Origin of the sequence: Aggregatilinea sp., assembly GCF_036822615.1 — a bacterium.
In the GTDB taxonomy this organism is placed as follows: Bacteria; Chloroflexota; Anaerolineae; order Aggregatilineales; family Aggregatilineaceae; genus Aggregatilinea.
Genome location: NZ_DAISHJ010000005.1, coordinates 93,565 through 117,997, shown reverse-complemented (window position 1 = coordinate 117,997; position 24,433 = coordinate 93,565). Strand labels below are relative to the sequence as shown.

The following is a 24,433-nucleotide window of genomic DNA, read 5'->3' as shown; positions in this document are numbered from 1 at the left end:
GGGTCAGCGCGGGCACGACCGTCACGCGGCAGCCTGCCGCCGCCAGCCGCCGCAGGATGTTCTGCTTGATGCCGAAGTCGTAGGCGACGACGTGGAACCGCGCCGGAGCCGCCTCCACGCGCGCCGTCTCCCACTGCGGATCGGCAGGCTCGGTCCAGTTGTACAGCTCCACGCAGGACACGGCCTGCACCAGATCGACGCCGTCCAGGCCCGGCCAGCGGCGCGCCTGCTCGACGAGATCCGCGTCCGACAGCGCCGCGTCGGTGCTGATCATGCCCTTGAGCGTGCCGCCCGACCGCAGGCGGCGGGTGAGCGCGCGCGTGTCGATGCCGCTGATGCCGATGCGCCCCTGCGCGGCCAACCAGTCCGGCAGGGTCGCGCTGGATCGCCAGTTGGAGACGCGCGGACTGAGATCACGAACAACAAGCCCGCTCAAAAAGGCTTGGCGGGCTTCGTGATCGTCCAAATTGATGCCGGTGTTGCCGATTTGCGGGGCGGTCATTACGACGATCTGCCCCGCATAACTCGGGTCGGTGAGGATCTCTTGATAGCCGGTGAGGCTGGTGTTGAACACCACCTCGCCGGGCTGCGTCCCGGTCGCGCCGAAGGCGGTCCCAGGCCAGACGCTCCCATCTTCCAGAGCGAGCCGTGCGCTGTTGAACGTATCCATACATCCTTGTCCGGTTATCGCCGTCACTGAGTTAATGATTACCATTTCTGCGGGAGCCAAACAACGGTCAGTTTACCCAAAGGGAGTCGGACGATCGGTGGTAACGGTTAGAAAGCTCCGGCGTAGGGTCAGGCTCACCTCACCCCTTAACCCCCGGCCCCTTTTCCCCTCTCCAATCGGATTGGAGAGGAGCCAGGGGTGAGGTGCATTTCGCGCGATCGTGTAGGCGGGCAGCGGGCGGACCAAGCCCATTCTACGGAAAACCTGGGAGCGACTTGTCGCTTGTGGCTAACTGCTAACTGCTGCTTCTAGCCCGCTAGGGCGCGCTGTCGCGGCGGATGAACTCCTCGGTGAAGCGGTGCTCGCGGTAGCGCGTGTCGCCCGCCATGCGTTTGAACAGCAACTGCGCCGCCATCTGGCCCGTCTCTACCTTGAGCACGCGGAACGTGGTCAGCGAGGGCGTCACCTGGCTGGCGAGCAGGATGTCGTCGCCACCGACGATAGCCAGATCGTCGGGAATGCGCCGCCCCAGTTCCAGCGCGGCGCGCATCACACCCAGCGCGACTAGGTCGTTGCCGCCGACCGCCGCGTCGAGTTCCGGGTGCTCAAGGAGCAGAGCCTTCCCGGCGGCGTATCCGGCCTCCCAGGTGGGCGCACAGACGACGCACCATGCGGGATCCGCTTCCAGGCCGCGCGCCTCCAGCCCCGCGAGGTAATCCGCCGGTTCAACGCCATGCGTGCGCCGCAGCGGGAAATACGCGATGCGCCGCCTGCCGGACGCCACCAGATGATCGACGCCCCGCAGCGCGCGCTGGAGCAGATCGTCGTGGGCAATGACCACGCTGGCGAGATGTTCGGGCACAATGCGGTTGGTCGTCACGACGAAACGATGGCGCGCCAGCAGCGAATTCAGCTCGTCGTCGGGCAGGCGAGGACTGCACACGATCAGGCCGTCCACGGTCGAGTCTTCGAGCTGGCCCAACGCGGCCCGCTCGCGCGAGAGCGTCTCGTCGGTGTTGACCAGCAGCACGCTGTAGCCCTGCTCCCAGGCGACACTCTCGATGCCCTGCACGATCTCGGAAAAGTAGGGGTTAGTGATGTCCGGCACGACGGCGGCGATCATCATCGTGCGGCTGGTGACCAGCGCCCGCGCGGCGCGGCTGGGGCGATAATCGAGCCGCGCGATCACTTCGCGCACGCGCTCGCGCGTGGCGTCGCTGATGCGGCCCGAATTGTTGATGACGCGCGAAACGGTCATTGTGGACACGCCCGCCTCGCGGGCAACGTCGTCTAGCGTGATGCGTGTGCGACGCCGGGTCATGGCGATCCCCTGGCAGTGAGTGCGGTTGACAGCAGGCAAAAACAGACTACACTGATAAATGAGTTAGCGCTAACATCGGCGCAATTTACATGGCGCGCCGGGTGTTATCCGCGCGATCAATATACTTCATTCTCAGGCGGCGTTCAAACCTCTCCTTCTGCCGGGTTGACCGGCGGCAGGCGCAGCGCCCGACCGAAAGATTTTACGATGACTCGACCATTCCAGTGCTGTGCCCCGCCGCCACGCCGGTTCGTTCCATCCCGCGCCTGCCGGTTTTGCCGCGATCCAGGCTGCGCCTGTTGTGTAATGCCGCTGTTTTCCCGTTATCGTGGTATCGATCAGAGGAGTAAACGACCGTGACACCCGACACCCTTCACGGACTGCCCGCTTATCCCGCTTCCGTCGTGGAGCAGCCCGGCACCACGTACAGCCTCGTGCGCGACCCGGCCAGCGGCCAGAAGTGGCTCGCCGTGCAAGGCGAGACCAACGGCTTCGAGGGCGGACAGGCGGCGGGCGAAGGCGTGACGCTCTTTCCGCTGACGCCGTTTAACGCCGCCGCGCTGCGCGCCCGGCTGCCGTGGCTGAATCCGGTTCCGCTGGGGCTGCGTACGTCGGCGGGCTTCGGGGATCGCCTGGGACTCGCCACGCCGGGCCACGTCCAGGCCGTCGCGGGCACGGGCATTGCGCCGATCTTCGCGCAGCAGTCCGTGCGCGAAAACGCCCGCACGGGCCGCACGCCGCAGGAAGTGATCGACGACGCCATGTGGGGTGCGTTCCAGGCGGGCTGGCGCGAGGATTGGGGCGCGGACGCCGATCACCTGAAGCGCCCGGAAGACATCGCGCCGTTCGTGCAGGCGGGCTACTCGTTCTTCACGGTCGATCCGAGCGACTACGTAGACAACGCGGCCAACGCTGATCCGGTCGCCGTGCTGCGCGAGAAGGTCGCGGCGCTGCCGTGGGCGGAACTTGAAACCTCCCTGGCCGACCTGGAAGCGCGCCTTATGAGCCGGACGATCGACCTGGGCACGCAAGCGCTGACCTTCGACGAAGAAACGCTGCTGCGGGCGGCGGCAAAATACGGCGCGGCGGTGGCGCACGTCAAGCGTATGGCCGCGCACCTGAGCAAGCAAATGGGCAGCAAGCCGTTCGACTTCGAAGTGTCGATCGACGAGACGGACACGCCCAGCACCATCCACGAGCACTACTACATCGCCGCCGAGATGCGCCGCCTGGGGATCGTGTGGGTCAGCCTCGCGCCGCGCTTCGTCGGACGGTTCGAGAAGGGTGTAGACTATATTGGCGATCTGGCCGCGCTGGACGCCAATCTGGCCGGACACGCCGCCGTGATGCACGTCTTCGGCGGCTATAAGCTCAGCCTGCATTCCGGCTCGGATAAGTTCAGCGTGTACCCGCTGGCGGTGCGGCACGCGCACGGATCGGTGCACCTGAAAACGGCGGGCACGAGCTATCTGGAAGCGCTGCGCGTCTGGGCGGAGATCGATCCGGCGGCCTTCCGCGAGGTGCTCGACTTTTCCCGCGCGCGCTACGAGACGGACCGCGCCACCTATCACGTCTCCGCGCAGTTGGAGCGCGTCCCCCCGACCGCCGATCTGAGCGACGGGGCGCTGCCCGGCCTGTTGGACCAGTTCGACGCGCGGCAGGTGCTGCACGTCACGTTTGGGTCCGTGCTCGACCAGTACGGCGACGCGCTGCGCGCCCTGCTGCGCGCCCACGAGGATCGCTATGACGCGGTGCTCAAGCGCCACTTCGACCGCCACTTAGATCTGTTTTCCACGTCTGTCACGGCAGACTGAGCGCACATAAAAGGAGCTTTACGTTATGGAAATTCGGTATCCCTTCCACCCGGAGCACGTGCGGACCTTTACGACCGACCAGCTCCGCAGCGAGTTTCTGATTGACAACCTGTTCAGCGAAGGCGCGATCAATCTGGTCTACAGCCACATCGACCGCGTGATCACGGGCGGCGCGTGCCCCACGAACGGCGCGCTGACGCTGGCGGGCGATCCGAAGGAACTGGGCGCGGCCTACTTCCTGGAGCGGCGCGAGCTGGGCGTGGTGAATGTGGGCGGTCCCGGGTCGGTGACGGTGGACGGCCGGCGCTACACCATGCAGCGCCTGGACGGGCTGTATGTGGGCAAAGGGGCGCAGGAGGTCAGCTTCGCCAGCGACGACGCGGCGCAGCCCGCGTACTTTTACCTGAGCAGCATGCCCGCGCACGCGAGCTACCCCACCACACACATCCCGATCAGCGATGCGACGCCGCAGCACCTGGGCGACATCAGCCATTCCAACGAGCGCACGATCTACAAGTACATCCATCCCGACGGCGCAAAAAGCTGCCAGCTTGTCATGGGCGTCACGCTGCTGGAACCCAACAACATGTGGAACACCATGCCCGCCCATACGCACGTCCGGCGCATGGAGGTCTACTTCTATTTCGACGTTGCCGATAACAATGTGGTCTTTCACCTGATGGGCGAGCCGTCGGAGACGCGGCACCTCGTCGTGCGCAACCGGCAGGCCGTGATCTCACCAAGCTGGTCGATCCATGCGGGCGTGGGCACGGGCAATTACGCGTTCATCTGGGCGATGGCGGGCGAAAACCAGACCTTCTCCGACATGGACCCCGTGGCAATGGACAGCCTGCTGTAGAGAGCGAGAGACGAATCTAATGGGGCTGGAACTGTTCGATCTACACGGAAAAGTCGCGCTGGTGACAGGCGCCAGCCGCGGATTGGGTCAGGGCATGGCCGTCGCGCTGGCCGAGGCCGGAGCCGACATCGCCGGGCTGGACCGCACGCCGGATTGTGACGAAACCTGCGCGCTGGTCGAGGCGCTGGGCCGCCACTTCTTGAACCTGTCGGTGGACCTGCTGGCCGCGTCGGCGGCTGATCTGCGCGGCTGCGTGCAGCAGGTCGTGGACGGGCTGGGACGGCTGGACATCCTGGTCAACAACGCGGGCATCATCCGGCGCACCCCGGCGATGGACTTCAGCGAAGAAGACTGGAACGCGGTGATGGACATCAACCTGCGCGCGGCCTTCTTCCTGACGCAAGCGGCGGCGCGCGTCATGCGCGAGCAGGGCGGCGGCAAGGTGATCAACGTCGCCTCGATGCTGTCATTCCAGGGCGGCATCCTGGTGCCGTCCTACACGGCGTCCAAGAGCGGGATCGCGGGCCTGACCCGCGCGCTGGCGAATGAGTGGGCCGGATACAACATCAACGTGAACGCCATCGCGCCGGGCTATATGGCGACCGACAACACCGCGCCCCTGCGAGCCGACGCCGCTCGCAGCGAGTCGATCCTGGGGCGCATCCCGGCGGGGCGGTGGGGCACGCCCGCCGACCTGAAGGGCATCGTGATCCTGCTGGCTTCGGAGGCGGGCGCGTACATGAATGGCGCCATCGTGCCCGTAGACGGCGGCTGGCTGGCGCGCTGACGGTAAGCGCTGTTTTGACCATGAAACGCCCGCGCCGGATGAACGGCGGCGGGCGTTTTTTTGTGGGGAAACACACCTCACCCCCGGCCCCTCTCCAATCAAGTTGGAGAGGGGAGATAGGAAGTTCTCGGCAGGGTTTTGTAGGGGCGGGTTTGTAACCCGCCCTGGGTATTGTTTTTTCCTTCGCTTGCACGAGGGAAGGGGAAAACGGGCGGAGCAAGCCCTGCCCCTACGAAGGGCAAAATCGCTCAGGACCCCGGCTTTTTCTTTTCGCGTTGGCTGACCACTGAAACCTGGCCGCTCGAAACTGTTTGGGCGAACCCTCTTGACAAGGGCGGTCAAGTTGTGGCACGATATTATCGAAACGCTTCGACTATGCGTTTCGACTATACGTTTCGATTCACAACTAGTCTTCAGTCTTCGAGGCTCCTCATGCCCACCATGACCGACGTCGCAAAACGCGCTGGCGTTGCCGTAAGCACCGTGTCCTATGCCCTCAACGGAACGCGCCCCATTTCTGAAGAAACACGCCAACGCATCTTCGCAGCCATCGACGAGCTTGGGTACAAGCCTCACGCCCTGGCCCGCGGGTTGGCGAGCAAACGCAGCCGCATCATCGCCCTCCTGTTCCCCAATTCAGAGCGCGGACTGGGCTTCACCGAGTTCGAGTTCGTGACCAGCGCGGCCAACGCCGCCAAAGAAAACCAGTACAGCCTCGTGCTGTGGGCCTACGACATGCACGATCTGCCGGAGTTGACGCAGCTCACGCAGCAGGGGCTGGTCGATGGCGTGGTGCTGATGGAAGTGCACCGGCACGATAAGCGCGTCGCCATGCTGCGCGAAGTGGGTTTCCCGTTCAGCATGATCGGGCGCTGCGACGACGTGGACGGCATGGGCTACGTGGACATCGATTTCCACCAGACCATGCAGGATGCGATCGATCATCTGGCCGGGCTGGGGCACCACGCGATCGCGTTCGTGAACCAGTCCGAATCGGCGTTCAGCGCGGGCTATGGCCCGGTCGTGCGCACGCAGGCCGCGTTCGAGCAGATCACGCAGGAACGCGAGCTGAACGGCGTCTCGCAGTTGTGCCGCACCAGCCTGAACGCGGGTTACGACGCGTTTAACGCGCTGATCGAAGCGCACCCGGACCTGACCGCCATCATCAGCATGAACGAGCGCGCCGTACCAGGCATCTTGCAGGCCATCGCCGAGCGGGGATGGTCCGTGCCGGACGATTTCTCGCTGGTCGTGGTCGTTTCGGCGGCAGGCATGGCCGAGATGATCATCCCGCCGCTGACGGCGCTGGAACCCATGACGACCGACATGGGCCGCCGGGGCGTTGAACTTCTCATTCACCAACTCGAAGGCCGGACCGAGGCCGATCCTCAGGCCCTGATCCCGTGCCGTCTGGTCGTGCGGAGCAGCACCGGGCCAAGCCCGACGATCCCTGCCCGCCAAAGAACCAACTCATCCCGAGAAAGGACACCACGCATACGCTGATGACATGCTCAGCGAAAGGAGGGCTATCGAGTACCGCAGGTCAGTAAGTTGTTTTAGGTAATTAGTGATCCTCTCTCTAATCAAGGAGACTTGACATGCGCAAGAAAATGCTGAGCTTACTTCTGGTCGCCGCGGCAGTGATCATGGTCGTCGCGCCGCAGGTTTCATCCACGGCCCAGGCGCAGGACCAGCGCACCCTCAAGCTGTGGCACTATGAATCCCCTACCGGCGCGATGGGCAAGGCCTGGGACGCCGCGATTGCGAAGTTCGAAGAAACCCACCCGGACGTCAAGGTTGAGTTCGAGAGCCGCGGCTTTGAAGAAATCCGCCAGACGGCCCCGATGATCCTCAACTCCGACGAAGCGCCGGACGTGATGGAATACAACAAGGGCAACGCCACCGCCGGTTTCCTGTCGCAGCAGGGCCTGCTGACCGACCTGACCGACGTGGCCGTTGAGCGCGGGTGGGACCAGATCCTCAGCCCGAGCCTGCAAACCACCAGCCGCTACGAAAACGGCATCATGGGCTCCGGCCCCTGGTACGGCGTGACCAACTACGGCGAATACGTCATGGTCTACTACAACCAGGACATGTTCGCAGCGAACGGCGTGGAAGTTCCCACCACCCTCGATGAGTTCGAAGCCGCGATGCAGACGTTCGTGGACGCGGGCATCACCCCGCTGGCCGTCGGCGCGACCGAATATCCCGCGCAGCAGATCTTCTACGAACTGGTTTTGAGCCAGGCCGACCGTGACTGGGTGAACGCTTACCAGCTCTACCAGGGCGACGTGGACTTCCACGACGCGGCCTTCACCTTCGGCGCGGAAAAGATGGCCGACTGGGTGAGCAAGGGCTACATCAGCGAAGACGCGACCGGTCTTCCGGCGGAAGATATGGGCGTCTCGTTTGAAAACGGCGACTTCCCGATGATGATCTCCGGCAGCTGGTGGTATGGCCGCTTCATGGAAGAAATCACGAGCTTCGAGTGGAGCACGTTCCTGTTCCCCGGCAACGCGCTGAACGCCGGTTCGGGCGGCAACATCTGGATCGTCCCGACCAACGCCAAGAACAAAGACCTGGCCTACGACTTCATCGACATCACGCTCTCGCCCGAGATCCAGTCGATCCTCGGCAACGAAGGCGGCATCCCGATCAACGCCGACCTGGAACAGATCGAAGATCCCAAGATCCAGGAACTGATCGCCAACTTCAACACGATCATCGCTGATGACGGCATCGCCTTCTACCCGGACTGGCCCGCGCCCGGTTACTACGACGTGCTGGTCTCCGGCGTGCAGGAACTGATCGCCGGTACGATGTCGCCGGACGAGATGCTCGACTTCATCGCCGATCCGTACTTCGAATACCGCGATTCGCTCGACCTCGGCTAAGACGGTCCGCACCGTTCCATCTTCGCACGATCTAATATTTAAAGGCGGTGCTCTCAGGGCACTGGGAGCACCGCCTTCACAAGGACCACGGTCATGACATCCAAGGGATCACCGCTTACGAAGGGCTACTGGCCGTTCCTGGTTCCAGGTGCGCTGGCGCTGCTGCTCATCATCATTTTGCCGTTCATGATGAACGTCGGCATCAGCTTCACCAAGTGGAACGGCATCACTTCGCCCACCTGGATCGGGCTGGATAACTACGACAAGGCGATGCACGACGAGACGTTCTGGGCGTCGTTCAAGAACAACCTGTATGTCATCGTCGCCATGACGATCATTCCGACCATCGCCGGGCTGCTGCTGTCTGCCTTCTTGTACGATTATGTCGCTAACAAGCTGGGCAAGGGCGTCGCCAGCTTCTTCCGCGCCACGTATTACCTGCCGCAGATCTTGCCCGTAGCGATCGCGGGCGTGGTGTGGCGCTGGATTCTCCAGCCCAAATGGGGCGTGCTCAACTGGATTCTGACCGGGATCGGTTTGGAGGGGCGCAACTGGCTGGGCAGCGCCGACACGGCGATGTATTCCGTGATGGGGATCATGGTGTGGTTCCAGTTAGGCTATCCGCTGGTGATCTTCATGGCGGCGCTGCAGCGCGTCGATCCCGACATTTACGAGGCCGCCTCGGTGGACGGCGCGAACTGGATGCAGAAGTTCACCAAGATCACCATCCACCAGATCCGGCCCGAAATTTTCGTCGTCGTGTTGATGACGCTGATCCACTCGCTGAAGATCTTCGCGCAGATCTTCGTACTGACGCGCGGCGGCCCGGGCCGGGCAACGATCGTGCCGTCGTACTTCGCCTACCAGAACTTCTTCGAGAAGGCCAACGTGGGCTATGGCGCGACTATCTCAACCATCATGACCGCAATCATTATTCTGCTGACGGTGCTGTTCATCAGCGCGCAGTCGCGGCAGGAACTGAAGGAGGCGATCTAACATGACGTCGATCAGTTCTGATCTCCCCAGGACCGCCGTACGGCGTCCGTCGCAGTTCCCGCTGGGCAAAATCCTGGCGCTGGTCTTCCTGCTGGCGCTGATGGTGGTCATGCTGTTCCCGTTCGCCATCGTGATCATCAACGCCTTCAAGACGCCGGTCGAATACGCGAACAGCGGCCCACTCAGTTTGCCGGGCGGCCTCTACACGCAGGGCATCGTCGATTTCTGGAACCGCGTAGACTTCACCAACAAGCTCTATAACAGCACGGTGATCGCCGTCTCCGTGGCGGTGATGGGGATCGTGCTGTCGCTGCTGAACGCGTTCGCGCTGGGCGTGGGCCGCGTGCGCGGGCGGGTGGCGTTCCTGGTCTTCTTCCTGATGGCGAACACGCTGCCTCAGGAGGCGCTGGCCTACCCGCTGTACTACTTCGCCAAGTACTTCGGCATCTACAACAACCGGATCTCGGTGATCCTGGTCATGACAGTGATTCAAAGCGCGTTCGGCACGTACCTGCTGACCTCGGTGCTGACGACCTTCCCGCGCGAGATCCTGGAAGCGGCGCTGATCGACGGCTGCAACAAGGTGCAGCTGCTGTTCCGCATCGTCGCGCCGATCAGCATGCCCACGCTCCAGGTGCTGTTCGTGTTCTTCTTCATCTGGACCTGGAACGAATTCTTCCTGCCGATGATCCTGCTGGTTTCGACCTCGAACCAGACGGTGCCGCTGGCGATCGCCGTGCTCCAGGGGCAGTTCAACATGGACGCCACCACGTCGAGCGCGTCCGCGCTGCTCGGCCTGCTGCCATGCATCGTGTTTTTCCTGCTGTTCCAGCGCACGCTGACACGCGGCGTCACGGCGGGCAGCATCAAGTAACAACGCCGCGTAAAACGGCGAGAACCTGCTACAATGTTCCGGCGGTCCGCAAGATGGCGCGCTGGCCGGTTATAACTCGTGTTATGAAGGAGAATCGGTGAATGAAGTTTGACGAGGGGTACTGGCGGCTGCTGCCCGGTACAAAAGCCATTTATCCGGTGAGTGTCGCCGATGTGCAAACGGAGCCCGGCGCGCTAACCGTGACTACCTACTATCGTAAGGTCGAAACCCGCAGCGACTTTCTGGATGGGGCGATCATCACCGTGCGCTTCACCTCGCCGCTGCCAAACGTGATCCGCGTGCAGTACACGCACTTCAAGGGCCAGCGCCCGAAGCTGCCCGTGTTCGATCTGGATTATTCACTGGCGAACGAAGCGGCGGAGATCGGGCGCGACGAGACACACGCATGGCTGCGCAGCGGCGATCTGTCGGTCGAAGTGCCGACCAGCGGCGAGTGGCAGCTAAACTTTTTGCGCGGCGGCCAGCCGATGACCGCCAGCGAGCTGAAGGCGGCGGGCCTGTTTAGCCAGAACGACAAGACGTACATCCGCGAGCAGCTCAGCTTGCAGGTGGGCGAGACGGTGTACGGCCTGGGCGAGCACTTCGGGCCGTTCGTCAAAAACGGGCAGGTCGTCGATATCTGGAACGCGGATGGCGGCACAACGTCGGAATACGCGTACAAAAACGTGCCGTTTTACGTCACCAGCCAGGGCTACGGCGTGCTGGTGAACAACCCCGGCCTCGTGTCGTTCGAGGTCGCGTCGCACCACGTGGAGCGCACGCAGTTCAGCGTCGAAGGGCACAGCCTGGACTATTACCTGTTCGGCGGGCCGACGATCAAAGATGCGCTGGACCAGTACACCGCCCTGAGCGGACGCCCGGCGACGCTGCCGGAATGGTCGTTCGGGCTGTGGCTGTCCACGTCGTTCACCACCAACTACAACGAACAGGACATTCTGAACAACATCGAGCGCATGGAAGAACTGGATATCCCGATCCGCGTCTTCCACTTCGACTGTTTCTGGATGCGCGAGCTGACGTGGTGCAGCTTTTTGTGGGACGAGCGCAACTTCCCCGATCCCGCCGGGATGCTTGCGCGCCTCAAGGCGAAGGGCATCAAGATCTGCCTGTGGATCAACCCTTACATCGCGGAAGCGTCGCCGCTATTCGACGAAGGCATGGCGGCGGGCTACCTGCTGCACGCGCCGGACGGCAGCGTGTGCCAGGTCGATCAGTGGCAGCCCGGCATCGGGTTTGTGGACTTCACCAATCCCGACGCGTGCGCGTGGTACGCGAGCAAGCTCGAAGCGCTGCTCGACATGGGCGTGGACGCATTCAAGACCGACTTTGGCGAGCGTATCCCCACCGATGTGGCCTACTTCGACGGCTCGGACCCCGAGCGGATGCACAATTACTACACGTACCTGTACAACCAGACCGTCTTCGACCTGCTTCAGCGGGTGAAGGGCGAAGATCAGGCGGTGGTGTTCGCGCGGTCCGCGACGTGCGGCAACCAGAAGTTCCCCGTGCACTGGGGCGGCGACAATCTGGCGACGTATCCCTCCATGGCCGAAACGCTGCGCGGCGGGCTGTCGCTGGGCCTGTCGGGCTTCGGTTACTGGAGCCACGACATCAGCGGCTTCACCAGCACCGCTACGGCGGACCTCTACAACCGCTGGGTGGCGTTCGGGCTGTTCTCGTCGCACAGCCGCCTGCACGGCAGCGACAGCGCGCGTATGCCGTGGCTGTTCGGAGACAACTCCATCGACGTGCTGCGCTTCTTCAACCACCGCAAGAACGAGATCATACCCTACCTGCTCGACGTGGCGCGGGAAGCGCACGAGCACGGCTGGCCAATGATGCGCGCGATGGTGCTCGAATTCCCCGACGACCTCACCTGCCGTCCGCTGGACACACAGTACATGCTCGGCCCGGCGCTGCTGGTCGCGCCGGTCTTCAAGCCGAGCGGGGAAGTCACCTACTACCTGCCCGCGGGCGAGTGGCGTCACCTGCTGACGGGCGAGATCGCGCAGGGTCCGGGCTGGCGCACGGAGACGTACGATTACCTCAGCCTGCCGCTGTGGGTCAACACCGAACGCGGCAGCGGGTGGGCGTGCCTGAACAAGAAATAAGCGGATCGCCCATGGGGCGTACCGGATAACGACAAAACACGAGGGCGGTGATTGCGATCACCGCCCTCGGCGTTTTCAGGCTGTGAAAGAGAGTCCCCGGTCAAGACCGGGGGCCTCGAAGGAGCGAATTAGTCGCCGCTCACGAATTCGGGATATGCCTGCATCCCGTGCTCGTGCAGGTCCAGGCCCATCAGCTCGCCTTCTTTGCTGACGCGCAGCCACTTGATCGCCTTCAGCGCGTTGAACAGGATCACGCCGCAGATGACGACGAAGACCGCGACGGCTGCGATGCCGATGATCTGCGTGATGAGCTGATCCGCGCCACCGCCGTGGAACAGGCCGGAGACCGATTCGGTGTTGGCGAACAGACCCACCGCCAGCGTGCCCCAGACACCGCCGCCAGCGTGCACGCCGACCGCGCCCACCGGATCGTCGATGCCGATCTTCTCAAGGCCGACCACGACCGCGTACATCACGACCGCCGCCACCGCGCCGATGATGATCGACTCAAACGGCGTCACGACCGCGCAGGGGGCGGTGATACCGACCAGACCCGCCAGCGCACCGTTCAGGCCCCAACCAAGCTGAGCTTTGCCCTGCAGGAACCAGCCGATCAGCAGCGCCGTCAGCGCGCCTGCCGCCGCAGCGGTGTTGGTGTTGACCGTCACCAGCGAGATGCTGGCCGCATCCGCATTGAGCTGGCTGCCGGGGTTGAACCCGAACCAGCCCAACCACAGGATAAACGTACCAAGCGTTGCCATGGTCATGCTGTGACCAGGCATCGGCTTGGCGTCTTTGCCGAAGCGACCGAGGCGCGGACCAAGCGTAATCGCACCCATCAGCGCCAGCCAGCCGCCCGTCGAGTGCACGACCGTGGAGCCTGCGAAGTCGTGGAAAGCCGTGTCACGGGTGGCGAGCCAACCGCCGCCCCAGATCCAGTGACCGACAATCGGATAAATAACCAGCGAAATCACCGCGCTGTAGATCAGATAGCCCTTGAATTCCGTGCGCTCGGCCATCGCGCCCGACACGATCGTGGCGGCAGTTGCGGCGAAGACGAGCTGGAAGAAGAAGAACGCGTAGAACGGTACGGTCAGACCCGGATAAATATCGGGAATATCGCTCAGGAACCACCATTCGCTGCCGCCAACGAAGCTGCCCGAACCACCGAACATGAGCGAGAAACCGACGGCCCAGAAGGCCAGGGTCCCGATGACGAAGTCAAACAGGTTCTTCATCAGGATATTCGTGATGTTCTTGCTGCGAGTAAAACCGGCCTCGACGAGTGCGAATCCAGCCTGCATCCAGAACACCAGGAACGCTGTGATAAGCAGCCAGACCGTATCAAGATTGCGCGTCAGCTCTTCAAGACCATCATCTCCCTGAGCAAAGGTGACTTTCACGAAGGCATTCGCGGCGGTCATAGCGATCACAAAGACGAGCAACGTTCTCAGGATTCTGCGGTATTTCATCGTACTCTCCTTAGATTGGCTTGTCAGCTTGCTCTAACACAGCCCGGCGGTCCCCCCTGGTTGTAAGGCAGGGCCTGCGCCCTCTACGCGACGGCGCAAGTCCCGCCCTGCAATCCCCCGAGTCAGGTGTTCGCCAATCTGTGCTAGGGTATCACCTCTAATGTCAATCAGCCCCCGATGCGGCGGGACCAACCTTTAGCGGGCCGGGGCTTTCCGCCATGCTGGTGGGCGTGCCGTCGTTGGAATCAACGAGCATGCCACCGTACGCCGGAACCCCGTGCAAAACCAGATCCACCCCTTCGATCTCGACTGCCGCCGGAACGCGGAGCACTCCGACAGCCTTCAGAAGCAGGAAGAAGGCCATAAAGATGCCGAAGACAAAGATCACACCTGACGCACTGGCGACAAGCTGATCACCGAGCTGGCTGAGACCCCCGCCGAACAACAGACCGTCAACCTGCGACTCGGGAGCCAGCGTAAACTGGTAGCCTTTTTCGGCAAAAAGCCCAATTGCCAGGGTGCCCCAAATGCCGTTTGCGCCGTGCACCGGGAAAGCCGTCACAACGTCATCAAGGCCCAGCCGCTCCTCGGCCTGGATGACCAGTACGACAATGACGCCCGCAACAAGACCGATGATCGCCGAGGAAGCGGGCGAAACGAACGCGCAGGGTGCGGTGATGGCAACCAGCCCTGCCAGCGCGCCGTTGCACGTATAGGCCAGATCCCACTTTTTGGTCTGTGCCCAGGCCAGGAACATGGCGGCCAGCGCCCCCGTGCAGGCAGCGAGATTCGTGTTGAACGCGATCAGCGAAATCGCTGAGGTATTCATGCCGCTAAGCGTGCTGCCCGGGTTGAAGCCGAACCAGCCAAACCACAGGATCAACGTGCCCAGCGTGATCAGAGGGTAGTTGTGGTAGGGCATAGGCCCGCCACCGTCTTTGGCGAACTTGCGGCCCAGGCGCGGCCCGAGCACGATCACCCCTGCGATAGCGACACAGCCGCCCACGGTGTGCACAACCGTGCTGCCCGCGAAGTCAAGCGCGCCGCGTGTCGCCAGCCAGCCCTGCGGATGCCAGAGCCAATGGCCGACAATCGGATAAATGAGGCCGCTCACCAGGGTGGTGTAGGCCAGGTTTGCCCAGAAACCGGTCCGCCCGATCATCGCGCCGGAAGCAATGGTCGCAGCGGTCGAAGCAAACGCGAACTGGAAGAGCCAAAAGGCGCCAAGGGGCACACCAAAATCGTATCCTGCGCTTACGTAGGTTTGATCCCACCCCCCCAGGCCGGTGAGAGCAAAGCCCGTCGTACCGATGAACTTGCCGCCCTCACCAAACATGAAGGCGAATCCGAACAGATAAAAGACCAGGCCAGTCAGTGCAACGTCGATGAAGTCTTCCAGCAGGAGGTTGACCGTCTCACGCGGACGGCACACGCCAGCTTCGAGGGCCAGAAAGCCCGCCTGCATAAAGAAGACCAGGAAAGCGGCGACCAGGGTCCAAACAGTGTTCACCGGGATGGTAGCGTCAGGGACATCCGGCCCTTGGCCAAACGCAGTCGTTGGCATGATGGAGGTCACCAGAACATATAGGGCAAAAATTGCCAGCGTCCTGATGACCAAGCGTTCCAGAAAGTGGTGCGCGTGCAGACGTTCCCTCATGTTCCGCAGCGAAACCATGTCCGTTCCTCCTTATGGGCGAAGTGCACTGTGCCCTAGAATAAGAGATATTTGTGTCACCCAAAATGGTTGGCTTGGACGAAGTTGCAACGGCGTATTTAAGGCAACATGCACAAAAATTGGAATAAAATAAATCTTTAACATTGAATTACCATTTCAACTGCCAGAATAAATTTCGTTAAACCAATTCATATGCTGGGCAACATGCCTAAAAATAAATATAATATTTCTAGGAAAAACAATGATGTAGAGCCTGAGCGACCTACCTACAATGGAGCGTCTAACAGCGCACGATAAAAGATCGGTAATTTCGGGCCACGCGGCCCGTGCGGAAGACCGGTCACCACAACCGCCATCAGCCTGCACCGGACCCGCAGCCCCGATGGCACTCCAACAGGTCGCGGCACACACAGCGGTTTGAGTGATCCTTCCAATCGCGGCACGGGTGGAAGGTATGCGGCTATCCGGCAGCCGGAATGTTCTGGCACGGCGCTGCTGCAAAGTAAGAAGGAGTTGGCTAAACCATGTCGCTGGCTGTCATCTCTGGGTTTGCGGCTGCGCCCGCAGTTCCCCTGCTCTACCGGCTCGCACGCGAAAAAACAGGCTGGATCGTCGCGCTGCTTCCCCTCTCGTTATTTATCTATTTCGCCAGTCTGCTGGGCCGGATCGCTGATGGGGAGATCGTCACGGCAGCGATCGACTGGGTTCCCAGCCTGGACGTCAACCTGACCTTCCGCACAGACGGGCTGGGGCTGGTCTTCGCGCTGATCATCACCGGCATCGGCACGCTGGTGTTTCTGTACGGCGGCGCGTACCTGCACGGCCACCCGTACACCGGGCGCTTCTACACGGTCATCACGCTGTTCATGGCGTCGATGCTGGGCGTCGTGCTGGCCGATAGCATCATCCTGCTGTTCATCTTCTGGGAACTCACCAGCTTCACGTCGTACGTGCTCATCGGCTTCTACAGCGAAAAAGCCGCCGCGCGCGAAGCGGCCCGCCAGGCGCTCATCGTCACCAGCGCCGGGGGCCTGTTCATGCTGGCCGGGCTGGTTCTGCTCTCGTTGAGCGCGGGCACGTGGGAGATCTCTGAGATGGTCGGGCGGAGCGGCGCGATTCAGGCCGACAGCCGGTATACCGCCGCGCTGGTGCTGATCCTGCTGGGCGCGTTCACCAAGTCCGCACAGTTCCCGTTCCATTTCTGGCTGCCTGGGGCGATGGAAGCTCCCGCGCCCGTTTCGGCCTACCTGCACAGCGCGACGATGGTCAACGCGGGCATCTATTTGATGGCGCGGCTGTACCCGGCGTTGGGCGGCACGGACGAATGGCACGTCCTGGTCACGGCGGCGGGCGCGGCGACGATGCTGCTGGGCGGTTGGCTCGCGTGGCAGAAGACGGATCTCAAGCAGATTCTGGCCTACAGCACGGTCAGCGCGCTGGGCATCATGACGTTTTTGCTGGGGCTGGGCACGGAAGAAACGATCACCGCCGCGCTGATGTTCCTGCTGGTGCACGCGCTGTATAAGGGCGCGCTGTTCATGGTGGCGGGCAGCGTCGATCACGGCACGGGCACGCGCGAGATCGGCGACCTCGGCGGGCTGCGGCGCGCCATGCCCATGACAGCGGCAGCGGCGGCGCTGGCGGCGCTCTCGATGGCCGGACTGCCGCCCCTGCTCGGCTTCACGGCAAAGGAACTGATCTACGAGGGCACGCTGCATCTGCACGACACTGACGGCTGGATCGCGCTGATGACGGCGGTCGCGCTGGTGGGCAACCTGTTCAACGTCACGGCGGCGGGGTTGGCCGCGATCCGCCCGTTCTGGGGCAAGCTGAAATCGCCTCACGCGCCGCATGAGGTCTCTGTGACGATGTGGGCCGCGCCGCTGATCCTGGGCGCGCTCGGACTGGCGATCGGCGTGGCGCTGACGGCCTACGAGCCGGTGCTGGAACGCATGGTGGAGGCGGTGCACGGCGAGGAGGTGCATCTGCATCTGGCGCTGTGGCACGGCTTCACGACGATGCTGGCGCTCAGCGGCGTCACGATCCTGGGCGGGCTGGCGCTCTACGTCGGTGCGCCCCGGCTGCGCGGAGCGGTCGCCCCGCTGGGCCGCGCAAGCGCCGCCATCGCGCCGAGCCGCCTATATTCCGAAGCGATTCACGGCACGGTGGACGCCGCCACGGCGGGCAGCCGCGTGATCCTGACGGCCTACCTGCGCCAGTACATCCGCGTGATCATGATCACGCTGGTGGCGGCGCTGGGCTACGTCTTCGCCACACAAATCGAGTTCGACAACCTGCTGCACAGCTCCGGCGTGCGCATCTACGAGCTGATCATCGCGGGCGTGATCATCGCTGCCGCGCTGACCGTCACGCAGCTCAACAAGCGGCTCTCGGCAGCAGCCACGTTGGGCGTGGTCGGCTACGGCGTCACGCTGATTTATATCCTGTACGGCGCGCCGGACCTCGCCATGACGCAGTTCGCCATCGAAACGCTGACGGTGATCCTGTTCGTGGTGGTCATCTACCGCCTACCCAAGCTCAAGCAGCTTTCGAGCACGTCCGCGCGACGCATGGATGCCGTGCTGGCGGTAGTGGTCGGCGTGACGATGACGGTGCTGACGTTGGTCGTGCTGACCGTGCCGATGGAGTCGCGGCTGTCGCCGTACTTCGCCAGGATGAGCTACCTCGCCGCGCACGGGCATAACGTGGTGAACGTGATCCTGGTGGACTTCCGCGGCTTCGACACGATGGGCGAGATCACGGTGCTATCGGTCGCAGCGATCGGCGTCTTCGCGCTGCTGCGCTTGAACCTGAACAAACCCAAGCCCGGCGAGGAACGCCTGCCGGAGCCTATGGAAGAAGAGGAACGGGGGCGCTAATGCGGTCGCTGATTCTCCAAACAGCTATTCGGTATCTGGTCCCGCTCCAGTTGATGTTTTCGATTTACCTGCTGCTGGGCGGCCACCAGCAGCCCGGCGGCGGCTTCGTCGGCGGGCTGATCGCGGCATCGGCGTTCTCCATCTACGCGATCGCCAACGGCGTGGAATCGGCGCGGCGCACGGTGCGGGTCGATCCGCGCGTGCTGATCGGCACGGGATTGGCGATGGCGCTGGTCAGCGGCCTGTTGGGGCTGGTGCTGGACGGCGGATTCCTCGTCTCGCAGTGGGGCGAAACGGAATATCCGGGCGTGGGCAAGCTGAGCACGCCGCTGCTGTTCGACACGGGCGTGTATACGGTCGTGATCGGCGTGGTGCTGCTCGTCATCTTCTCTTTGATGGAAGAGGAACAGGAGGCATAGCCGTGGAAATCGTCCTGGCCATCGTCATCGGCGTCCTGTATGGCGCTGGCGTATACATGATCTTACGGCGCAGCCTGTTCAAGCTGATCCTGGGCCTGTCGCTGCTGGGGCACGCCTCGAACCTCGTGATCTTCGTGGTGGGCCGCCTGACGCGCAACGCGCCGCCGCTGATCGAGCATAGCGCGGATACGCTCACGCAGCCGTACAGCGATCCGCTGCCGCAGGCGCTCATTTTGACCGCGATCGTGATCGGCTTCGGCGTGCAGGCGTTCGCCATCGTGCTGATCAAACGCGCGCACCGCATCACCCACGTGGACGATTTTGACGTGCTCAGCACGCAGCAGGCATAAGCGACGGCCATGGACCTTCTACTCGTACTCCCAATCGTCATTCCCTTCGGCACCGCGATCCTCGGCCTGCTGCTGTGGAACCACGTCGCGTGGCAGCAGCGGATCACGCTGGTGGGCATGGGCGCGCTGCTGGTCACCGGCATCGTGCTGCTGCTCACCATCTCCGAAGACGGCATCCAGGCGACGCAGATGGGCGGCTGGCCGCGCCGTTCGGCATCACGCTGGTGGCGGACCTGTTCAGCGCAATCATGGTGCTGATCACCGGGCTGATGGGCTTCCTGGTGATCCTCTACTCACTGAGCAGCATGGACCATCCGCGCGAGCGCTTCGGCTATTACCCGCTGTTCAGCATCATGCTGATGGGCGTCTGCGGCGCGTTTTTGACCGGCGACATCTTCAACCTGTACGTGTGGTTCGAGGTGCTGCTGATCAGCTCGTTCGTGCTGCTGGCGCTCGGCGGCGAAAGCGCGCAGCTCGCCAGCTCGATTCAGTACGTGACGATCAACCTGCTCTCCTCGACCATCTTCCTGCTGGCGGCGGGCATGCTCTATGCGATCACCGGCACGCTGAACATGGCCGACCTGCACCAGCAGACCCCGCTGGTCGAACAGCAGGGCATCGTGCTGGCGCTGGCGATGATGATGCTGGTCGCGTTCGGCATCAAGGCGGCGATCTTCCCGCTGTTCTTCTGGCTGCCGGTGTCGTACCACACCCCGCCGATCTCCGTCTCGGCCATCTTCGCCGCGCTGCTGACGAAGGTGGGCGTGTACGCGCTGATCCGTGTCTTCACGCTGATCTTCGTGCAGGGCATGGACGGCGTACACCAGCTTATCCTGGTCGTCGCCGCGCTGACAATGATCACGGGCGTGTTCGGCGCGGTGGCGCAGTACGACCTGCGCAGCCTGCTGGCGTTCCACATCGTCAGCCAGATCGGCTACATGCTGATGGGGCTGGGGCTGTTCTCGTCGCTGGCGCTGGCCGGGGCGATCTATTTCATGGTGCACAACATCGTCGCCAAGACGAACCTGTTCCTGATCAGCGGCGTGGTCAACCGGCTGAAACGCACCTACGACCTCAAGAAACTGGGCGGCCTCTACCGGACGCAGCCCGCGCTGGGCATGTTGTTCCTGGTTCCGGCGCTGTCGCTGGCCGGGCTGCCACCGCTTTCCGGCTTTTGGGGCAAGTTCATGCTGGTGCGGGCCGGGCTGGAAGCGAAGGATTACCTGATCGTGGCGGCAGCGCTGTTCGTCAGCCTGTGGACGCTGTATTCCATGATCAAGATCTGGAACGAGGCGTTCCTCAAGGAGCAGCCGGAAGGGGCCGAACCCGACAGCGCGCCGGACGGCGATCCGCGCTCGATCTGGTTCATGCTCGTGCCGGTCATCACGCTGGCGCTGATCACCGTTGCGCTGGGGATCGCTGCCGAGCCAGTCTTCCACCTGGTGCAGCGCGCCGCCGAGCAGCTTCTCGATCCGTCCGACTATCTCGCCGCCGTGCTGGGGAGTTAACCGCGATGAAATTTCTGCTGCTCAACATCGCCCTGGCGCTCACCTGGACCTTCCTGACCGGGACGTTCAACGAGACCAATTTTTTCTTCGGCCTGGGGCTGGCGTTTTTCCTGCTGGTCCTGCTGCGCGACGCCGTCGGCAGCGGGTCGTACGTCAAAAAGGTGTGGCAGGCGATCTACTTCGTGCTGTACTTCCTGTGGGAGCTGCTGATCGCCAACCTGCACGTGGCGTACGAGGTTATCACGCCCAGGCTGTACATGCGCCCGGCGATCGTCGCCGTGCCGCTGGACCTGAAACGAGACCTGGAGATCACGATCCTGGCGAACCTGATCACGCTGACGCCGGGCACGCTCTCGCTGGAGATTTCCGAGGACAAAAAGACGCTATACGTACACGGCATGTACGTGGACGACGTGGAGGAATTCCAGCGCTCGATCAAACAGGGGTTCGAAAAGCGCGTGCAGGAGTTATTCGAATGACGCTCGATAACCTGCTGGTGATGGTCACGTTTACCGCGCTGGTCGCGGGCCTCGTCATGGCGTTCTACCGCCTGCTGATCGGGCCGAGTCTGGCCGACCGCGTGGTGGCGATGGACCTCGTCTCCGCGCTGACGATCAGCATCATCGCGCTGTTCGCCATCGTCACCGACGAAGCGGTGCTGCTGGACGTGGTCGCGGTCGTGGCGCTGACCTCGTTCCTGGGAACCATCGCGTTCGCGTATTACATCGAAGTGAGGAAAACCTGACGTGGACTGGATGCCGATCCTTCGAGACGTGCTGACCTACCTGTTCCTGCTGATCGGCACGGTGTTCTGCCTGATCGCGGGGCTGGGTATCTTGCGGATGCCGGACCTGTTCCTGCGCATGTCGATGACGACCAAAGCGGGCACGATCGGCATCGGCTCGCTGATGATCGCCTGCATGATTCACTTCGACGAGAGCGCGGCGATCGCCAAAGCGTTTGCGATCATCATCTTCATGCTGATCACGTCGCCCGTCTCGGCGCACATGATCGGGCGGGCGGGGTACCTCGACCGCGACGTGACGCTGTGGTCCAAGACGCACACCGACCAGTTCAAGAGTTATGCGTTCAAACAGCGGCCCGGTCGTTTCGCGCCGGACGACGGCGCGGAGCATTCACCGTCAAAGTAGAGCCATCCGCGTGCAAACAACGGGGCGGGCCTGAGACCCGCCTTTTTTGCGCCTGTGTCCCCCTCGTTTCCGCCCCCGGAGATCTAGACCAATTTTAGCCGTACGACCGCCCTTCCCGGCCTCTTAGCATCTTGCTATCTGCGTTCGCCGCGCTATGATCGGCGGACGTGGCGGTGCACCTGTCGCCGCGATCAGACATCCTTTTGCCACCCAGGTTTTGAGGTCCCATGCCCCCGATCTATACCTTTACGGATGACGGCTTCACCCTGATCGACACCGCGCCGTACACGCCCGGCGACGAGGTGCGCAAGGCGACGGTGTTCGCGCTGGCGAACGGCTACATGAGTTCGCGCGGCGCGCCCGAATGGGCCGCGCTGGACGTGCCCGGCATCGTCGGGCATCACATCAACGGCATTTACGACACGCCCGACGGCGACGTTCTGAAGCGCGAAATCATCAACCTGCCCGCGTGGACGCCGATGACACTGAGCGTGGACGGCGAAACGCTGGATCTGGCGAACGCGGCGCACTATACGCGCACGCTGGATATGCGCCGGGGCCTGCTGCTGCAGGAGATCGCGTGGCAGACCGCGAGCGGAATTGGTGTGACGCTGCACAGCGAGCGGCTGGTGAGCATGGACCGGCTGCACCTGGGGGCGATCCGGTGGACGCTGAGCGCCAGCGGCGACTGCGCCGTGACACTCGATTCCAAGATCGATGCGGGCGTATCCAACCGCTTCGCTGAGGGGCACTTCCGCGCGGTCGAAGTGGAGGCGCACAACGCCGACCTGCTGGCGCGCGCGCTAACCATCGAGCCGGTCTATGAGGTCGTGGTGATGGCGGCGCACACCCAGCATGGCATGGACGGCGGATCGCTGACCGGGGAAACGGCCGGCTCCCAGTGCGCCGCGGCCTACCGATTCACCCTGCGTGCGGATCAACCGGTGACGCTGGACAAGTTCGTCGCAGTGTACGACAGCCGCTTCACGTCCGGCGATCTCGACGCGCACTGCCGGGCGGAACTGGACGAGGCGCGGGCAGCAGGCTACGAGGCGGTCCGCGAGACGCACGCGGATCGCTGGGCGGCGCTGTGGGCCGATTCGGACGTGGTGATCGAGGGGGACGGTGAGGCGCAGGCGGCGCTGCGCTTCTGCCTGTTCCACCTGCTGGCGAACGCGCCCCACGACGAACGAGTGAGCATCTCCGCACGCGGGCTGCAAGGGCAGGATTATTGGGGATCGATCTTCTGGGATTACGAGATGTACGTGCTGCCGTTCTTCACCGCCACGCAGCCGGGGTACGCGCGGCGCAGCCTCGTCTACCGCACGTATACGCTAGACGGCGCGCGGCGCAAGGCGCGCGGGTTGGGGTACGCGGGCGCGTATTATGCGTGGCAGAGCCAGGAAACGGGCGACGAGACGTGCGCGTTGTACGTCTTCGACGATCCGTTCACGGGCGAAAAGACGCGCAGCTACTTCGCGGACGAGCAGATCCACATTTCCGCCGACATCGCCTACGCCGTGCGCGCGTATGTGGACGCGACGGGCGATCTCGACTTTCTGCTGGCGGACGGGCTGCCGATCGTGTGCGAAGTGGCGCGCTTCTTCGCCTCGCGCATGAACAAGGATGCGCAGGGCCGCTACCATTTGCTGACGGTGCTGGGGCCGGACGAGTATCACGAGCGCGTGGACGACGACGCCTACACCAACGCCACCGCGCAGGCCAGCCTCGATCTCGCGCTCGACCTGCTCGACCGCGCCGAAGAAGCCGATCCCGAAAGCGCGGCACGGATGCGCGCAGATCTCGACTTGAGCGAGGTGGAGATGGCGCGCTGGCAGGACATCGCCACGCGGCTCTACGTGCCCGAACCGGACCCGGCGACAGGGCTGATCGAGCAGTTCGACGGCTATTTCCGGCTGGAGGACGCGCCGCCGGACGTGGTGCGCGCCCGGCTGGATCACCCCGACCGGCACCCCGGCGGGCCGCTGGGACCGTTCCAGAGCACGCAGGCGATCAAACAGGCGGATGTCGTGCTGCTGCTCTATTTGCTGCGCGAGCGCTATTCGCAGGCGGTCAAACGCGCCAACTGGGAGTATTACGAGCCGCGCACCGCGCACGATTCGAGCCTCAGCCCGATGGCGTATGCGCTGGTGGCGGCGGATATCGGGCGCACGGAATGGGCGCACCGCTACTTCATGCAGACGGCCATGCTCGACCTGGAAGGCAGCGGGCCGCATTGGAACCTGGGAGTGCATACGGCAGCGATGGGCGGTGCGTGGATCGCGGTGGTGCACGGCTTCTGCCAGGCCGCGCTCGATGAAGACGGCGTGCGCTTCCTGGGCGCGCCGCGCCTGCCGGAGCAGTGGACGCGCGTGGCGTTCAAGCTGGTCTGGCACGGGCAGCGCGTCTACGTCGTGGTGGAAGGCGGGCGCATCACGCTGAGCACGGCGGACGGCCCCATCCCGGTGATCACGCCTGCCGGGCGGCAGATCCTGCGCGCGGGCGAGCCGCTGATCCTGGACGAGACGGAGTTCACGCCCGCGACGCAGGGATAATCGCGGGACACAGAGCACCTCACCCCCGGCCCCTCTCCAATCGGATTGGAGAGGGGAGATAGGCACAATCTACGGGA

The 24,433-nt window shown here is 63.4% G+C and carries 19 protein-coding genes and 1 pseudogene; 16 read left to right on the top strand and 4 right to left on the bottom strand.

From position 1 onward, the window contains the following. On the bottom strand, window positions 1-670 hold a 670-nt coding region (locus tag V7116_RS03435), incomplete at its 3' end, for a carbamoyl-phosphate synthase domain-containing protein (RefSeq protein ID WP_324390450.1). 316 nt (window positions 671-986) lie between these two features. Beyond that, a complete protein-coding gene (locus V7116_RS03430; RefSeq protein WP_324390448.1) occupies window positions 987-1,991 on the bottom strand; it encodes a LacI family DNA-binding transcriptional regulator in 1,005 nt (334 codons plus the stop codon). A gap of 356 nt (window positions 1,992-2,347) precedes the next feature. On the opposite strand from V7116_RS03430, the gene V7116_RS03425 reads away from it, so the two are divergent. The 8 genes from V7116_RS03425 to yicI all read left to right on the top strand — a co-directional run bounded on the left by V7116_RS03425 (window position 2,348) and on the right by yicI (window position 12,347). After that, the gene (locus V7116_RS03425) at window positions 2,348-3,805 is read left to right on the top strand and encodes a tagaturonate epimerase family protein (RefSeq protein ID WP_324390446.1); all 1,458 of its coding nucleotides are present in this window, start codon (window positions 2,348-2,350) and stop codon (window positions 3,803-3,805) included. Window positions 3,806-3,830: 25 nt separating this feature from the next. Beyond that, a complete protein-coding gene (gene kduI / locus V7116_RS03420) occupies window positions 3,831-4,664 on the top strand; it encodes a 5-dehydro-4-deoxy-D-glucuronate isomerase (RefSeq protein WP_324390444.1) in 834 nt (277 codons plus the stop codon). Window positions 4,665-4,683: 19 nt separating this feature from the next. Next, window positions 4,684-5,451 (top strand): 2-dehydro-3-deoxy-D-gluconate 5-dehydrogenase KduD, encoded by a 768-nt coding sequence (gene kduD, locus V7116_RS03415; RefSeq protein ID WP_324390442.1) that lies wholly within the window; start codon window positions 4,684-4,686, stop codon window positions 5,449-5,451. 441 nt (window positions 5,452-5,892) lie between these two features. Continuing rightward, window positions 5,893-6,954 carry a LacI family DNA-binding transcriptional regulator gene (locus tag V7116_RS03410; RefSeq protein WP_324390440.1) on the top strand — a complete coding sequence of 354 codons (1,062 nt, stop codon included), beginning with the start codon at window positions 5,893-5,895 and terminating at the stop codon, window positions 6,952-6,954. Between the two features lie 95 nt (window positions 6,955-7,049). Further along, window positions 7,050-8,345 carry an ABC transporter substrate-binding protein gene (locus V7116_RS03405; protein WP_324390438.1) on the top strand — a complete coding sequence of 432 codons (1,296 nt, stop codon included), beginning with the start codon at window positions 7,050-7,052 and terminating at the stop codon, window positions 8,343-8,345. Window positions 8,346-8,438: 93 nt separating this feature from the next. Then, window positions 8,439-9,341, top strand: a complete 903-nt coding sequence (locus V7116_RS03400) for a carbohydrate ABC transporter permease (RefSeq protein ID WP_324390436.1) — start codon at window positions 8,439-8,441, stop codon at window positions 9,339-9,341. Between the two features lies 1 nt (window position 9,342). Further along, entirely contained in the window at window positions 9,343-10,215 is an 873-nt protein-coding gene (locus V7116_RS03395; RefSeq protein ID WP_324390434.1) for a carbohydrate ABC transporter permease, read from the top strand. A 101-nt stretch (window positions 10,216-10,316) separates the two neighbouring features. Continuing rightward, window positions 10,317-12,347, top strand: a complete 2,031-nt coding sequence (gene yicI / locus V7116_RS03390; RefSeq protein WP_324390432.1) for an alpha-xylosidase — start codon at window positions 10,317-10,319, stop codon at window positions 12,345-12,347. Window positions 12,348-12,475: 128 nt separating this feature from the next. On the opposite strand, the gene V7116_RS03385 is transcribed toward yicI, so the two are convergent. Further along, window positions 12,476-13,819 carry an ammonium transporter gene (locus tag V7116_RS03385; RefSeq protein WP_324390430.1) on the bottom strand — a complete coding sequence of 448 codons (1,344 nt, stop codon included), beginning with the start codon at window positions 13,817-13,819 and terminating at the stop codon, window positions 12,476-12,478. 163 nt (window positions 13,820-13,982) lie between these two features. Then, window positions 13,983-15,494: an ammonium transporter gene (locus V7116_RS03380; protein ID WP_324390428.1), complete on the bottom strand. Its 1,512-nt coding sequence runs from the start codon at window positions 15,492-15,494 to the stop codon at window positions 13,983-13,985. 524 nt (window positions 15,495-16,018) lie between these two features. Between V7116_RS03380 and V7116_RS03375 the strand changes: the two genes are divergently transcribed. The 8 genes and pseudogenes from V7116_RS03375 to V7116_RS03335 all read left to right on the top strand — a co-directional run bounded on the left by V7116_RS03375 (window position 16,019) and on the right by V7116_RS03335 (window position 24,356). Next, the gene (locus tag V7116_RS03375) at window positions 16,019-18,373 is read left to right on the top strand and encodes a putative monovalent cation/H+ antiporter subunit A (RefSeq protein WP_324390426.1); all 2,355 of its coding nucleotides are present in this window, start codon (window positions 16,019-16,021) and stop codon (window positions 18,371-18,373) included. Beyond that, a complete protein-coding gene (locus V7116_RS03370; RefSeq protein WP_324390424.1) occupies window positions 18,373-18,792 on the top strand; it encodes a Na+/H+ antiporter subunit B in 420 nt (139 codons plus the stop codon). Before V7116_RS03375 ends, V7116_RS03370 begins: the two co-directional genes overlap by 1 nt. A gap of 2 nt (window positions 18,793-18,794) precedes the next feature. Beyond that, window positions 18,795-19,142 (top strand): Na+/H+ antiporter subunit C, encoded by a 348-nt coding sequence (locus V7116_RS03365; RefSeq protein WP_324390422.1) that lies wholly within the window; start codon window positions 18,795-18,797, stop codon window positions 19,140-19,142. Window positions 19,143-19,151: 9 nt separating this feature from the next. Continuing rightward, window positions 19,152-20,650 (top strand): annotated as a pseudogene (locus V7116_RS03355) (Na+/H+ antiporter subunit D). 5 nt (window positions 20,651-20,655) lie between these two features. After that, window positions 20,656-21,129: a Na+/H+ antiporter subunit E gene (locus V7116_RS03350; RefSeq protein WP_324390416.1), complete on the top strand. Its 474-nt coding sequence runs from the start codon at window positions 20,656-20,658 to the stop codon at window positions 21,127-21,129. After that, complete coding sequence (locus tag V7116_RS03345; protein ID WP_324390414.1) at window positions 21,126-21,395, top strand: monovalent cation/H+ antiporter complex subunit F; 270 nt, start codon at window positions 21,126-21,128, stop codon at window positions 21,393-21,395. The genes V7116_RS03350 and V7116_RS03345 overlap by 4 nt, the downstream gene beginning before the upstream one ends. Window positions 21,396-21,405: 10 nt before the next feature. After that, window positions 21,406-21,801: a monovalent cation/H(+) antiporter subunit G gene (gene mnhG / locus V7116_RS03340; RefSeq protein ID WP_324390455.1), complete on the top strand. Its 396-nt coding sequence runs from the start codon at window positions 21,406-21,408 to the stop codon at window positions 21,799-21,801. A 227-nt stretch (window positions 21,802-22,028) separates the two neighbouring features. After that, window positions 22,029-24,356 (top strand): glycoside hydrolase family 65 protein, encoded by a 2,328-nt coding sequence (locus V7116_RS03335; RefSeq protein ID WP_324390412.1) that lies wholly within the window; start codon window positions 22,029-22,031, stop codon window positions 24,354-24,356. The last annotated feature ends 77 nt before the right edge of the window (window positions 24,357-24,433 follow it).

Coding starts and splice junctions, on each gene's coding strand:
- V7116_RS03430 (WP_324390448.1), bottom strand. CDS start 1,991: ATGACCCGGCGTCGCACACGCATCACGCTAGACGACGTTGCCCGCGAG.
- kduI (WP_324390444.1), top strand. CDS start 3,831: ATGGAAATTCGGTATCCCTTCCACCCGGAGCACGTGCGGACCTTTACG.
- kduD (WP_324390442.1), top strand. CDS start 4,684: ATGGGGCTGGAACTGTTCGATCTACACGGAAAAGTCGCGCTGGTGACA.
- V7116_RS03410 (WP_324390440.1), top strand. CDS start 5,893: ATGACCGACGTCGCAAAACGCGCTGGCGTTGCCGTAAGCACCGTGTCC.
- V7116_RS03405 (WP_324390438.1), top strand. CDS start 7,050: ATGCGCAAGAAAATGCTGAGCTTACTTCTGGTCGCCGCGGCAGTGATC.
- V7116_RS03400 (WP_324390436.1), top strand. CDS start 8,439: ATGACATCCAAGGGATCACCGCTTACGAAGGGCTACTGGCCGTTCCTG.
- V7116_RS03395 (WP_324390434.1), top strand. CDS start 9,343: ATGACGTCGATCAGTTCTGATCTCCCCAGGACCGCCGTACGGCGTCCG.
- yicI (WP_324390432.1), top strand. CDS start 10,317: ATGAAGTTTGACGAGGGGTACTGGCGGCTGCTGCCCGGTACAAAAGCC.
- V7116_RS03385 (WP_324390430.1), bottom strand. CDS start 13,819: ATGAAATACCGCAGAATCCTGAGAACGTTGCTCGTCTTTGTGATCGCT.
- V7116_RS03380 (WP_324390428.1), bottom strand. CDS start 15,494: ATGGTTTCGCTGCGGAACATGAGGGAACGTCTGCACGCGCACCACTTT.
- V7116_RS03375 (WP_324390426.1), top strand. CDS start 16,019: ATGTCGCTGGCTGTCATCTCTGGGTTTGCGGCTGCGCCCGCAGTTCCC.
- V7116_RS03370 (WP_324390424.1), top strand. CDS start 18,373: ATGCGGTCGCTGATTCTCCAAACAGCTATTCGGTATCTGGTCCCGCTC.
- V7116_RS03350 (WP_324390416.1), top strand. CDS start 20,656: ATGAAATTTCTGCTGCTCAACATCGCCCTGGCGCTCACCTGGACCTTC.
- V7116_RS03345 (WP_324390414.1), top strand. CDS start 21,126: ATGACGCTCGATAACCTGCTGGTGATGGTCACGTTTACCGCGCTGGTC.
- mnhG (WP_324390455.1), top strand. CDS start 21,406: ATGCCGATCCTTCGAGACGTGCTGACCTACCTGTTCCTGCTGATCGGC.
- V7116_RS03335 (WP_324390412.1), top strand. CDS start 22,029: ATGCCCCCGATCTATACCTTTACGGATGACGGCTTCACCCTGATCGAC.